This window comes from Chitinivibrionales bacterium (genome assembly GCA_035516255.1).
Lineage (GTDB): Bacteria > Fibrobacterota > Chitinivibrionia > Chitinivibrionales > FEN-1185 > FEN-1185.
The window spans coordinates 163,629-176,084 of sequence record DATJAL010000002.1 but is presented as its reverse complement, the minus strand read 5'-3'; the positions used below and the strand labels follow the sequence as shown (position 1 = coordinate 176,084).

The following is a 12,456-nucleotide window of genomic DNA, read 5'->3' as shown; positions in this document are numbered from 1 at the left end:
TTCAGGATGCCTTCCGGGTGCGGATGGTCAGCGTGTGATATTTAACATAAAAATAATTGCCGCTTGAAGAAACAAATTTAATTTCTTTGGCGCTCCCCTTGGAAAAACCCGAGAAAATCAATTCTTCGCACCTGTTTTTAGTTCCTTGATAAATGATTTCGGCCAAACGATATGTTTTATTATCCGCGAGCGCCGAAATATCAACCGAACGGCCGGCATAGCTTCTCCCCCGCCACAACAGCAGGATGCCTTTTTTGTCAATGTACATGGAGTCAGGCCGCGACGACAGGTCCGAACGGCAGGGAAAGCGGCTGGTGAGCGCGGCCACGAGCTCGGCCCACGTCAGCGGATATTCCAGAAAACCACTGCCCACGCGGATGTTCTGCGAGGGTGCCTGGGTATATTGCGAATCGCCGGCCTGCAATAGCCAGCGCGTGGCGGTGACGGACTTTATCGAGGCGAGGTTCATGCCCATGGGGCCGTAAAACTGCGCGCTGAACGACGCATCGCCCTGCCAGGCAAGGTCGAAACTCAGCGAAAGCTGCTCGCCGTTCTGCGCAAGAAGGATTTCGCCGCTTCCCGTCACTGACTTGATTGAGTCAGCTGAAATAACCGGCGCGAGTGTGGCACGCGCGGTGTCAAGCGTGAGCGGCGGATGGACGGTGCATGAAGCAAAGATGATGAAAATTATGCCTGTGATATGCGTTTTATTCATGCTGAAGCAACAATAAATGAAAAAAAGATAAATTGATTACCGGAAATCAATAATCACTTTAAACCCGAACAATTGCTGCTCTCGCGGGTGCGCCCGGCGGAAGGTTGAATCTTGCTGCGGCCAGCACCCGGCTGCACCCGGGAGGGGCTAGCGGAAGACACCGCAGGCTGGAGGCCGAGGAGGCTGAAGCGAGGGGGATGCTTCTCCCACCAGAAAATTACTCCGACAAAACCAACAGTGCAGTTACTGCGCCTGTTCGCTCTTTTCCTTCACCGCCTTCATTTCCTTTTCGTAAATTCCGAAGATCTCATTTTTATAATTGTCTGGAATCTTGGTCACCACGATCATCGTTTCTTCACTGGTGTTGTAGTCGATCTGGTTGATGAGGATGATGATGGTGCCGTACGTGGGGTTCTCAAGCCTGAGCATTTTGTCTTTTTCCCACTCCACCGCCTCCCACCTGCTTCTGGAGATGAACCCTTTGAATTCCGATATGGTTTCAAAAACAACGCCCTTGCCTTCCCTTGCCTTCGAAACGATGTTCACCTGCTTGTGGAATTCGGGACACAGCTTTGGGTAGTTCTCGAAATCGGTCACGACGCCGAATATTCTGGACGGCATGGCCGCGATGGCGATCCTGCTGGAGAAAACATACGTGTTCATGCAGCCGCACAGCACCAGCACAGCGGCGAGCACTGCAACAGAAAGAAATCCGATGTATTTTTTCATCCGCGACATTCTCTGTCCCTTAGTAATTATAAATTCCTTACTTTGCAAATTGCCACTAATTTCTTATGCGGCCCGTTTATCGCGTAGGCTCAAATTAAATGTAACCGAATACCTATCGGATACATACTGTTTTTAATTCGTAGGCTCATAATTAAGGTAACCCAAGCAGAAAGGGGTTATCTCCTATGGGCCACAAAGAAAAACATGCTTATCGACAGGCTATTCAAGAGCGTTATCAAAAAGCTTCCCGCAAGGACAAGAAGCACATCCTCGATGAATTCTGCGCCGTCTGTCGTTACAACCGCAAATACGCCATCAGGCTTCTGCATCAATCCCTCTGGTGCCGAAAGCGCAAACGCGGCAGAAAATCCCACTACTCTGACCCCGTTTTTCTCAAGGCCATTCTGGGCATCTGGAGAGCCACTGATTTCATGTGCTCCTACCGACTGAAAGCTGCCATACCGCTCTGGCTGCCGTTCTACGAGCAATCCTTTGGCCGCCTTGCTGCTGAGGTGCATGATAAACTGCTCGCTATCAGCAGACCAACCCTTGATCGTGTGCTTAAGCCTCTGCGTGCTCGCTACCGCAAAGGACTCAGTGGCACCAAACCAGGCTCAATGCTGCGTAACCAGATCCCCATCCGCACTGACAATTGGGACATTACCCGCCCCGGTTTCATGGAAGCCGATACGGTCGCTCACTGCGGCAACAGCCTTGCAGGTGACTTCGTCTGGAGCCTCATTATGACCGATATCCATACTGCTTGGACCGAATGTCGCGCTGTCTGGAACAAAGGCGCCGATGACGTTGTAGGGCAAGTCAAAGATATCGAGCATAACCTGCCCTTTGAATTATTCGGCTTTGACTGCGACAATGGTTCCGAATTTCTCAACTACCACCTCGTGCGCTACTTCGCTGACCGGAAAAAACCTGTTGGTCTCACTCGCTCCCGCCCCTACAAAAAAAACGACAACGCTCATGTCGAACAGAAAAACTGGGCACACCCTCGCCACCTGCTCGGCTATGACCGCATCAACAATCCTGCCCTCGTCCCACTTATCAATGACCTGTATGCCAACCAGTGGTCTCTCTACCAAAACCACTTTTGCCCTTCAGTCAAATTACTTTCCAAAACCCGTATCGGCAGCCGCTACCGAAAAGCCTACGATGATCCGCTGACTCCATTTCAACGAGTAATGAATTCTCCCGATGTTTCACAAGAAAAGAAAATGCAACTCAGCAAAATCCATACAGAACTGAATCCATTTTCTCTCAAAGATGCAATAGAACGAAAACTCAAAGCCATTTTCAAACAAGTCTTGGTTACCTCATTTGTGAGACGACGACTTTGAGCCTTCGGTTACCTTTTTAAATGAGCCGATACGGCTTGATCCCCCAGGGAAAACGCCATTGCCTGCAATGCATGCCCTAAGCGCCCGTCCGCTGTTAAACAATCCTAATACAACGGCAGCGGGGCGCTCATAAAACGTACGCCGTTGCTTTTTGCGACAACGATGACGACACCCTTGACAGACGGGCAATAAACGGCGCGAACGCCGCGCGTGCCTTGCGCATGAAGAACCGCCACCTGCTCCCCGTTGAGCCGGTAGAGACACACGGGACCGTCCAGCGCGGAACCGTCGGAGGCATCCGCGACAAAATCGTTCCCGCTCACCCGGCGAACGACGAGCGACTTCGCGGCCGAAGCCGACCGCATCGCTGCGGCGGGACTTGCCGTGCCGGTGCCGTTCCATCCCATAAATTTCATGATCGAATCGGCCATGGCCGTCCCCACGAGCGAATCCTGATACACGTTCGGGTGCCAGCACATGGAATTGCTCGCGGTGTCCCATTGCCATTGGGAATAAAAAACATCCGTTTTACCGCTGGCGCGCTCCGCGGCCGCGACCTGCCGCACGCAATTTTCCACCCGTGCGCGGGCGGTCGGAACGTTGAGCATGATCTTGACACCGCTGTAACGGCTGCGGACCGTGTCAAGAAAGCCGCAAAAGGCGTTTACAAAATTGGCGGAATCGGCAAGCTGCGTCGCGGGACTGCCCGGATTGCAGTTCGTGAAATCGTTCGTGCCGATGCCGATGCACACCAGATCGGGCTTCCATGACCCGAAATTCCAAAGCGGCGTTTTGCTGTTGACCAGCGTCCGCAGATACAGCGTGCCGATGGTGGAATCCGATGTCGCGGGCGTCCAGCAGTTCCGGACCATTCCCCATCCCGACTTCGCCACTTCGATGTATTCCGCGCTGCATGCCCGCGCTGCGCGCGGTGCCCACGACCGGTAGTTGTCCGTGACCGGGGCGACGGTGTACGTGTAGGCGCAGACGCCGCTGTTGGTCGCTTCGTTGGCATACCCGACGGTATACGAGTCGCCGATAAACTCTATTTTGCGCGCAGGACACGGGCCCGGGCTGGCCGCGGTCGCGCTATTGTCAAGCGTCAGGCCTTTAAAGGTGAGAACGCCGTCCTCCGAACGGACATACAGGACAAGCCGGTGGGTTGTGTTTGCCAGCCCTGTTGCGCACACGAGGCTGCGCTCGACGGCGGTGACCGAATCGACCTTCACCACCACGGAATCGATGATGATGTCGAGATAGACCTTGCCGTTGCTCACGACCGTTGCGGCCACGGACGTTCCGGTGAAGGCGACCTTGATATGCGACCCGGTCCACTCGCAGCGCGGCTGAAGCGGATTGGCCATGTCAAAGCGGCCGAAATACTGGATGGCGCTGTCGTTCGGGGCTATCGTGACAGAGGCTGAAACCGTGTTTGTCAATATCAAAAAAGCGGACGCAACACAGAAACAAACTGATGAAAAACGCATAAAACGGTCTCCCTTGGATGAATGGTGGTCATTTGACGCATTGACAAATACAACATTAACACATGGATTTTATTTCCTTAAAGCAATATTGATTATTACATTTTTATGTTGACGAAATAACAGTCCGGTCACCCCCTGTGCAAATTTTTAAATGGACAAGGAATTGGTTTTTCAGCAACGCAGGGCCAATTGCATGAGGCTTGAATTGATGGAAAAAATCGCGGTAAAATATGCTCACGCGTCTGTGCATGCCCTACATGTGCAACGCACCGGGAGGCGGCGGTTCTACTCGCAGAGGCTGCTGACTCCCGCACCATTTTAAGGTATTCAAATAAAAAATGCCGGGAGTCAAGTCAAGTAAGATTTCGGTAAGATTTAAAATTAAGCCTTTTCTTTTAGTATCGTTCTTTCGGGATGTGGACGAAATCGATTTCTTCGGCTTTGAAAGCACCGCGACTTTAGTGCTTGTAATAACCTGAACGGGTTTGTGGGGACACCCGCATCTTCTTGTATGCAAGCGGCTCCGTCCTTCTGTGATTGAACTCTTGACGCAAGGCAATTATCCGATCAGCCGCGATTGTCCTTGAAACCGCGGGACGTTTCGCCAGCGCAGTCCCTTCACTTTGGGAGATGAGCGCCTCTGCGACTGTGATCGCGCTCGAATCGGAAGGTATGGTGATGGCAGGAACGATCCCAACGAGGTCATATTGGGGGCCGAGTATCGGCGTAAACAGCGCGAACGTCACTTTAACAAGCGCCGAATCCGGCGTTATATTCAGCACTTGCCCCCTGGCTTTTCCGAAAGTCCGCGTGCCCACGGTCTTGATATCCGGTCTGTTGCTCATGATGCACGAAGTGAAAATCTCCGCCGCGCTCGCGGTGTTGCTGTCGACAAGCACGACAAATTTCCTTTGAAGCGCATGGTCCGGAAGCGACGACACAAGAAAGGTGTCGACCGTGGATACGGTCCACGATATTGTGTCAAGCAATTGTTCGTGGATCTTTATGATCTTAGTTCCGTTTGGAACAAACTCTCCGCACACGCCGACACATTGGTCCATATCGCCGCCGGGATTCCCTTCCAGATCAAGCACCGTGTACGGAGCCCATGCCGTTGCGGCAAGCGCACTGTCCATTTCCTCCGCGGTCCCGCCGGGCAAATCCGTTTCAGAGGAGAAAAACGACAGATAGATGTAGGCCGTGGTCGAATCCAGAGAATCCGTGAATACAGACGGGGCAAAATACGCTCCGAGAACCAACGTGATCTTCACTTCTCCGCCATTCCGCAGAAGGTCGAGTTTTCTGATGTCCCCGGCGTTGCCTTCGGCGATAGTGGTGAAACTATCGTAGCTTGCCCCTGCAACTGAAACCCCGTTGATCGAATCAATGATGTCCCCCTTTATAAGGCCAGCGCGTTGGGCGGGAGAATTGGAAAAAACCTGTTTTATCAAATACCCTTTTGACACGGAGTCCAGCATGATTCCCATGCCTACCGTTTGAGTCGTCAGGTCGTTCAGAAACATTTTTGCGCTGTCCGGCGGAAAATACAAGGTCCACCGTTCCTTGACGGAGCTATAGAGTGCCTCGGGAGAACTGAAACCAAAGGTGTCCTTGGGGAGACTATCCGGAAAAATGAAAAAAGTATAAAGAAACTCGGCGGCAAAAAGATATTCCTGCGAGATTCGTTCTTGACTCCGGAAGGTGGTGGGAGAGGTGCAGCCTTGGAGGAGACACATACTAAGAGCCAGAGAGCCTATTAAAGAAAAGTTTCGCAAGCGCATGCCAGCCGCCTTCTGTGAATTCTGCAAGTGTTGATTGCTCACGCTTGGATTAAAAATTACCCTGTCCGGAAGCCTCATGTCAAATCTTTAAAAAGACATGCTTTTAATTATTTGTTTTCTTTCATGCATGATGCGTTTCAGGGTATTCAGGAAATGAGCCACGAGCCAAGTGCCGTCAGACGTCATTAAACCATTTCAAAAATTATTTTAAGGTATTACGTTGTGAAGGATATATTATTAATGAGTTAAAAACGTAAGACATTCGAACCGCCGACCAAGTGGTAAACGTTTTAAAATCGTTTTATCACACTAAACAAACAGGAATGTAGTTATTAATTTGATTGCAAATATTCCTGGTCACAACCTTTAAAAAATACCATCTCTAGCAAATTGGGTATGGCATGATGGAATACGAAGATAAGAAAAATCTCCAGAACATTCCAGATCAAAAGCGTAAAGGCGATGCGAGGCGTCCTGAATCAAATAAGGTGACTCCCTTCCAAATCGCGGTCTTGGTACTTTCGATTTATTCCCTGATGGCCGTGTTTGTCCAAGAAGTCCTCAAGCCCCCGATCGCCGTATCCAAGCTGCTTGACGCATTCGATCTTGTGGTGTGCGCCGTATTCCTCATCGACTTCACTTTTCAAATGGTGACCAGCAAGAACCGCTTGAATTACTTCCTGAAATGGGGATGGATCGATCTCATTTCCAGCATTCCGGCGATCGGGTTCACCAGGTGGGGCAGGCTTGTACGGATGGTCCGGCTGCTGAGGATGCTCAAATCGTTCCGGATGCTGCTGCAATACCTGTTTAAAGACAAGGCCTCCGGGACGCTGGTAACGGCGGGATTGACCTCCTTTCTTATGCTCATAGTGTCAAGCACCCTGATACTGTACATTGAGACGACCCCCCAATCCCACATAAGAACATCCATCGACGCCATCTTATGGGCGTTCTCGGCGATGTCTTCGAGCGCCATAGCCGGTGACGCCTACCCGGTCACGCCACTCGGGAAGATCCTCTCGATATTTTTATTGATTTCGGGCATGGGGCTGTTCAGCACCTTCACCGCCTTTATGGCCGGGTTGTTCATAGGCCCTTCGCAGGATATCGAAGCACGCGACATCGAGGAGATAAAAGAGAAACTACGGGAGCTGAATGACAAAATTGAAAAAATGAAATAAGATCACGCAAGTTCGATTTGGTTGTTCTCGGGAATTATCGTGCAATGTGCTTAATCTTGTAGAATGCCCTCCATTTTAGGAGGTCAGAGTATTCAGATGTATGGGGAATAACTGGAATGGAGGGATTCGAAGTCCGACCCGGTTTTTTAATCCTTGCCGCACCTACCGCAGTTCGAAAAGCTCCGACGCGTTGTCGCCCTCCTTGAAAACCATGTTGACCTTGAACGATTTGTCGCCTTTCACAATTTTAATTGAATGCCTGCCGGAGGTCACCTTTATTTTCTGAATGTTTGTCTTGCCCACAAAAGTGCTGTCCATGTACACCTCGGCCACAGGCGGAATGGAAGCAATGAAAATCCAAGCAGGTTGACCTGGCGTGATCAAAGACGGATCGATCCCTTTGGGGTAAATCACGGATTCTCCGGGTTCCTCCGTTCTCCCAAAACGGGTGTAGCAGGACAGGGAAGCAATAAAAAGGGAAAGCACGGCAAGGCGGGTGAAAAAATGTGGACGCACCGCGAATGTCCTTTAGCTGGGTTACCTACTTCTTTGCTCATTATGCGGTCTTTGTTACTGTTTTGTCAATACTGCGGTTTGCGCACGCAGGCATAGGCGCGTAGGAAGAGTAAGAAAGGCCATGTTGCAAATGTGCTAATTGTATATCGACAAAATCGATTTCGCCGGTTTTGTCAGGACACTACCTGAACTGTTTTCACACCTATTTTCAATTTTTTGAAGATTGCTTCAGTCGCAAGGGATGCTGGCACAACCTGATTACGGAGACGGAACACCTTCCCCGTCCTCTTGACAAAGTTCCACAAGCCTATTCATGGGACTTTGCCGTCGGTTGCGAGCCTCATCTCCATAGCCTCCGGACCGTTGAATTTTGGCCTTTTCCTATTTATATTATGATCATTACATAAACAAAAGGGGGGATCATGAAGCCTTTTTCTGTTTCAAAGCGGCCCGTGGTTGGATTGTCGCTTCTGGTCGTGCTTTCTGTTTGGTCTTCCGCCAATGCGGCGATCCCGGCGGGATATGCCGGCAAACCCTATTGCTGCGACACGCTCAAGGGACACTACCAGCAAATTCCGGGGAGGGTCCTGTGCGTATTTTTCGACTCGGGCGGCGAGGGAGTGGGATTCCATTACCCGGGAAATTCCAATTCGGGCGGATCAATGCGTTTGAACGCAGCCGGTCAGCAGATCCAGGCCGATTTTATCGTAAGCATGCAGGCGTTCGGAGGCAATGACTTCATTTTCGGGTCAAACCCGGGTCAGCACGAGACAGGCTTCTGGCATCTGGCCTGGATCCTTCCATCCACCTACTATACCAACGGCGATCCGGGTGAGTGGGAGAAATATTCCGTTCATGTCAACACCGCCGGCATGTATTACGTCAGTTTTCACGAGGCAAACGCCTATTTACCGAATCTCCAGACGCTCACCTATTATGACGGCCAGCAGGTTAAAATTGATTCGATAAGAAATATGCCGGTTGACACGCCGCTCCCCTCCGGATGTCCCGAAGTCTGGCATTCCTGGAGCGTGACCAAAAATGTCGATTCCGTGATGCTCGATACCGGATTGCAGGTTATACAGCTGACCTTCAAAGACGGAAGCTGGAACATGGACTGGATGCAATTCGATCTCCAGGCCCCGGCAAATGTCATGCAGACCGTGGCGGGACATGGGGAACAGGGCCTTAAGATCAGGTTCGCGCAGAACATGCTTGTTGCCCTTTTCGCCTTGACACAGCCTGGGAGAACGTCCTTTTCCATAATCGATTGCAGGGGGAAACTGGTGGGTAAAACCTTAACAAAAATCCTGGCCTCAGGGACGCAATCGCAATCCTTCCCTCTTCGCAAGTTGTCTCCCGGCGTTTATTTCCTGCAAATGGAGCATAACGGGATCATTTCGGAATCGCGGTTTCTTGTCGGACGGTAGTTTGGTCCGGCTTTCAATTTTTAGATGAACGCTGTGGATTCATCAACCTGAATCCGCAGCGCGCCTTTTCACGCGTTTAATCGGTATCCCACGCGGGCGCTGACGGAATCTGCGTAGAGCCGCAAAATGACTTCTGTACCTCTTGTTGGTGGACGCACCGTAAGTAACACACATTCATCAATCCATGCAGTGTATTTCTCACTTTGTCAATATGAATCGCCCAGTGAGCCGCCCGGTCTTTCCAGTAACCGACAACAAATACGCTCCTTCCGGCAATTTCCTCACCGGTATCCGCACCTGTTCTTTTTTCGCTTCAAAAAGGCTTTGATAAACCAACCTTCCCTGAATGTCCAACACTTCCATCTTCACGATTCCACAAAAACGCGCTACCGGGAATTCCGCTATGACACCGCTGTTAACAATGCGGATTGTGAGTTCGCTATTCTCAGTCCTCAACAGGTCATGCCGCATCGTCCCGGTGGCGTCACTGCTGGATGTGAGCACCGTGCCGCTGTCACCCACCGCAACGAACATGGTGTCCCCGAACGTGACGCTGCGGAGCATCTGGTACGTGCCCGTGGAATGTTGTGTCCATGTCTGTCCGTCGGGCGAAGTGATGATGGTACCGAAGTATCCGGCCGCCACGAACAGGCTGTCGGCAAAGGTGAGGCCGCGCAGCGGGGTTGACGTGCCGGACGCGAGTTTGGTCCAAGTCGACCCATCGGGCGAGGTGAACGTGCTGCCGGTGCCGACCACCACATAGGCATTGCTGCCGTATGCTGGCGTGAGGAGCCGGTTGGTGACCGGGATGCTCTGCCCGAACCAAATTGAGTCGTCATGTGATGTGTAAATAATGCCTTCACCCGATTGCACATCGTTGCCGACTGCAACGTAGAGGCCGCCTCCGAAGGTGATTCCATACAGCCAGTCGATGGCTTGCAAGACTTTCATCGTCCATGCCGAGCCGTCTGCCGAGGACAGAATCGTGCATAAACCGGTGTCCGTGCCTCCCACGGCCACGAACCGGCCGTTGCAAAAGTCCACCGCGCTCAGGTTCTCGGTTATCCCGGAAGCTTGCTGGGTCCAGGTCAATCCGTCGGAGGAAGAATAGATTACTCCGCCCGCCCCCACCACCGTAAAACAGTTGCTTCCGTAGGCCACGCCGTCAAACAGTGTGGCGGTCTTCAGCGTTTGCGTCCACGTGGAAGCGTCCGTGGAGGTATAGATGATGCCGGATGAGACGCTGTCCTGCCCCACAGCCACGAAGCAGTTTTTCCCGTATGTCACGGCGAAAAGATTGCTGCTCGCGGGAACAGGTTTCTTAAGCGTCCAATGCGACTGGCCGAAGGAAGTGCAGATCAATGCAAGGATACACAGGCAGATTGCCCGTTTTTGGAAATCGTTCATGGAATCTTCCTTTCCATGGTTACCTATTTCTTTGCTTATTATCCAATGTTTGTTACTATTTTGTCAATACTGCAAAGCCTTCTTCCCTCCTTATGTTGTTGGGAACAGTGGATTCTTTGCCTTTGGCTTTAAACGGCATACATGGCCTCACATATATTGTTATCAAGGGAGAAATTCATGAATTTGGGGAATCCGTGCGTATCCGTCGATCCCGAGGCCAGTGTGGTTTTTCCGGAAAGCGACCTGCCTTTCGATAATTTGGTCAAGGCCTGGCTGTCTGATAACCCCAGGTATCACGAGGTATTAAAAGATGAAGCGCATAGATCGGCGACGTTTCGAAATTTCAGCGTCACCGGCACGGGCACCGGTCCGGACCTTGAATTGCTGGCGGCCCTTGCCTCACGAATATTGAAATGCCCCGTATGCGGCGGCTCGGTCAGCGCTACGGAGAACTACAAGGCAAGATTTACCGATAGTCCACAGGCGGTAGGACAACCGATCAGGCGGTTTGTCAGCGATGAGGTGACCTTGATTTGTTACAAATGCGGTTCCGAGAGCAGGGTCGGTAATTGGAGAAACCATAAAAGGGAATAAAACATGCGTTCCCCGTAAAATTGATCGGGGCGCTTTTCTAAACACAATAGAACATTTTCATCTTCTTATAGCCTCATGCCGCCCCCCGGCACGGCAAGATCGGACGCCATGAAGAAAAGCCAGGTCCTTTTGGAAGAAAATTCCCTTGCCTTCTATTTCAAGGAAATCGGCAAGAACAAGACCCTTTCCGCCGAAGAGGAGGCGCAGACGGCCCGCCGCATCCATAAAGGAGACAGCGAGGCGCTCGAAAAACTGGTGAAGGCGAATCTCAGGTTCGCCGTTTCTGTGGCCCGCAATTATCAGAACCAGGGCCTGCCCCTTTCCGACCTTATCCACGAGGGGAACCTCGGCCTTATCCGGGCCGCCAAGCGGTTTGACGAAAAGAAGAATTTCAAGTTCATATCCTACGCGGTGTGGTGGATACGCCAGGGGATTCTGCAGGCGCTGGCCCAACAGTCGCGTATTGTCAAGCTTCCCCTCAATCGCGTGGGCACCTTCTATAAGATCAGCAAGGCGCAGAGCAAGCTCGAACAGAAGTCCCGCAGGATGCCCAACGTCGAGGAAATCGCGCGCGAGCTTAACATCGGCGAAAAAGAAGTCTGGGAAACCATGAGGATCGGCAACACCCATTTGTCGCTCGACGCCCCGCTCCAGGTGGGTGAAGACAGCAACCGTCTCGACCTGCTTCAGTACGAAACCCCGGAGCTTACCGACGACAGCGCCATGGAGGTTTCGCTGCATAAGGAGATCAACATAGCCCTCGACACCCTCACGTGCCGCGAGAAAGAGATCATCAGCCTCTATTTCGGCATCGGCGTGGAAATTCCGCTCACCCTTGACCAGATCGGCCAGCGGTTGAACCTCACGCGCGAACGGATTCGTCAGATCAAGCAAAAAGCGCTCCGCAGGCTCAGGCATTCCTCCCGCTCCCGCCGGCTTAAAATGCACAGGGTATTGCAGTAATAATTCTATCCGCCGTAAATTACCCGCCATGATTAAAGCCGCCTTATTTAAAACCATCTCTTGATTTAGACGACCACCTGTCCATAACCTTTTGAAGACATACATTATTATATCGCCAGGGTTAAATCAAAAGCCCTGTTTTTCGGGAGCCTGCTTCTTCCCAATTCCACCCAAGTGAGTGAAATTCCCGCAACAGGGGCAGCACACTTGGAAGCCACACCGCCAGTCTTACCAACGTTGACAAGGTAGTGTGCGGAATCGTATACTCTCAACGGAGGTAGGTCGCCGGAAGACAGCT

General features: G+C 51.7%; 11 protein-coding genes. 5 read left to right on the top strand and 6 right to left on the bottom strand.

Going from position 1 to position 12,456, the window contains the following annotated elements; all coding sequences use genetic code 11:
- Position 1 precedes the first annotated feature (1 nt).
- Positions 2-715 carry a hypothetical protein gene (locus VLX68_01295; protein ID HUI90857.1) on the bottom strand — a complete coding sequence of 238 codons (714 nt, stop codon included), beginning with the start codon at positions 713-715 and terminating at the stop codon, positions 2-4.
- A 243-nt stretch (positions 716-958) separates the two neighbouring features.
- On the bottom strand, positions 959-1,444 hold the full coding sequence (locus VLX68_01290) for an SRPBCC family protein (protein ID HUI90856.1): 486 nt from the start codon (positions 1,442-1,444) through the stop codon (positions 959-961).
- A gap of 185 nt (positions 1,445-1,629) precedes the next feature.
- On the opposite strand from VLX68_01290, the gene VLX68_01285 reads away from it, so the two are divergent.
- Entirely contained in the window at positions 1,630-2,796 is a 1,167-nt protein-coding gene (locus VLX68_01285; GenBank protein ID HUI90855.1) for an ISNCY family transposase, read from the top strand.
- 104 nt (positions 2,797-2,900) lie between these two features.
- On the opposite strand, the gene VLX68_01280 is transcribed toward VLX68_01285, so the two are convergent.
- Both VLX68_01280 and VLX68_01275 read right to left on the bottom strand, forming a co-directional pair.
- Positions 2,901-4,283: a GDSL-type esterase/lipase family protein gene (locus VLX68_01280; protein ID HUI90854.1), complete on the bottom strand. Its 1,383-nt coding sequence runs from the start codon at positions 4,281-4,283 to the stop codon at positions 2,901-2,903.
- Between the two features lie 458 nt (positions 4,284-4,741).
- Positions 4,742-6,019, bottom strand: a complete 1,278-nt coding sequence (locus tag VLX68_01275) for a S41 family peptidase (protein HUI90853.1) — start codon at positions 6,017-6,019, stop codon at positions 4,742-4,744.
- Positions 6,020-6,552: 533 nt separating this feature from the next.
- On the opposite strand from VLX68_01275, the gene VLX68_01270 reads away from it, so the two are divergent.
- A complete protein-coding gene (locus tag VLX68_01270) occupies positions 6,553-7,248 on the top strand; it encodes an ion transporter (protein HUI90852.1) in 696 nt (231 codons plus the stop codon).
- Between the two features lie 162 nt (positions 7,249-7,410).
- On the opposite strand, the gene VLX68_01265 is transcribed toward VLX68_01270, so the two are convergent.
- A complete protein-coding gene (locus VLX68_01265) occupies positions 7,411-7,662 on the bottom strand; it encodes a PEGA domain-containing protein (protein ID HUI90851.1) in 252 nt (83 codons plus the stop codon).
- A 524-nt stretch (positions 7,663-8,186) separates the two neighbouring features.
- On the opposite strand from VLX68_01265, the gene VLX68_01260 reads away from it, so the two are divergent.
- Positions 8,187-9,194, top strand: coding sequence for a hypothetical protein (locus VLX68_01260; GenBank protein ID HUI90850.1), 1,008 nt, complete (start codon positions 8,187-8,189; stop codon positions 9,192-9,194).
- Positions 9,195-9,392: 198 nt separating this feature from the next.
- On the opposite strand, the gene VLX68_01255 is transcribed toward VLX68_01260, so the two are convergent.
- Positions 9,393-10,601, bottom strand: a complete 1,209-nt coding sequence (locus tag VLX68_01255; protein ID HUI90849.1) for a hypothetical protein — start codon at positions 10,599-10,601, stop codon at positions 9,393-9,395.
- A gap of 177 nt (positions 10,602-10,778) precedes the next feature.
- Between VLX68_01255 and VLX68_01250 the strand changes: the two genes are divergently transcribed.
- Together VLX68_01250 and VLX68_01245 are read left to right on the top strand one after the other, a co-directional pair.
- Positions 10,779-11,195 carry a hypothetical protein gene (locus tag VLX68_01250; GenBank protein HUI90848.1) on the top strand — a complete coding sequence of 139 codons (417 nt, stop codon included), beginning with the start codon at positions 10,779-10,781 and terminating at the stop codon, positions 11,193-11,195.
- A 108-nt stretch (positions 11,196-11,303) separates the two neighbouring features.
- Positions 11,304-12,158, top strand: a complete 855-nt coding sequence (locus tag VLX68_01245) for an RNA polymerase sigma factor RpoD/SigA (GenBank protein HUI90847.1) — start codon at positions 11,304-11,306, stop codon at positions 12,156-12,158.
- Positions 12,159-12,456: the final 298 nt, after the last annotated feature.

Bases quoted from the DNA above. Each gene is read 5' to 3' on its own strand.
- VLX68_01295 (HUI90857.1), bottom strand. From the start codon at position 715: ATGAATAAAACGCATATCACAGGCATAATTTTCATCATCTTTGCTTCA.
- VLX68_01255 (HUI90849.1), bottom strand. From the start codon at position 10,601: ATGAACGATTTCCAAAAACGGGCAATCTGCCTGTGTATCCTTGCATTG.
- VLX68_01280 (HUI90854.1), bottom strand. From the start codon at position 4,283: ATGCGTTTTTCATCAGTTTGTTTCTGTGTTGCGTCCGCTTTTTTGATA.
- VLX68_01285 (HUI90855.1), top strand. From the start codon at position 1,630: ATGGGCCACAAAGAAAAACATGCTTATCGACAGGCTATTCAAGAGCGT.
- VLX68_01245 (HUI90847.1), top strand. From the start codon at position 11,304: ATGAAGAAAAGCCAGGTCCTTTTGGAAGAAAATTCCCTTGCCTTCTAT.
- VLX68_01250 (HUI90848.1), top strand. From the start codon at position 10,779: ATGAATTTGGGGAATCCGTGCGTATCCGTCGATCCCGAGGCCAGTGTG.
- VLX68_01275 (HUI90853.1), bottom strand. From the start codon at position 6,019: ATGTGTCTCCTCCAAGGCTGCACCTCTCCCACCACCTTCCGGAGTCAA.
- VLX68_01290 (HUI90856.1), bottom strand. From the start codon at position 1,444: ATGAAAAAATACATCGGATTTCTTTCTGTTGCAGTGCTCGCCGCTGTG.
- VLX68_01260 (HUI90850.1), top strand. From the start codon at position 8,187: ATGAAGCCTTTTTCTGTTTCAAAGCGGCCCGTGGTTGGATTGTCGCTT.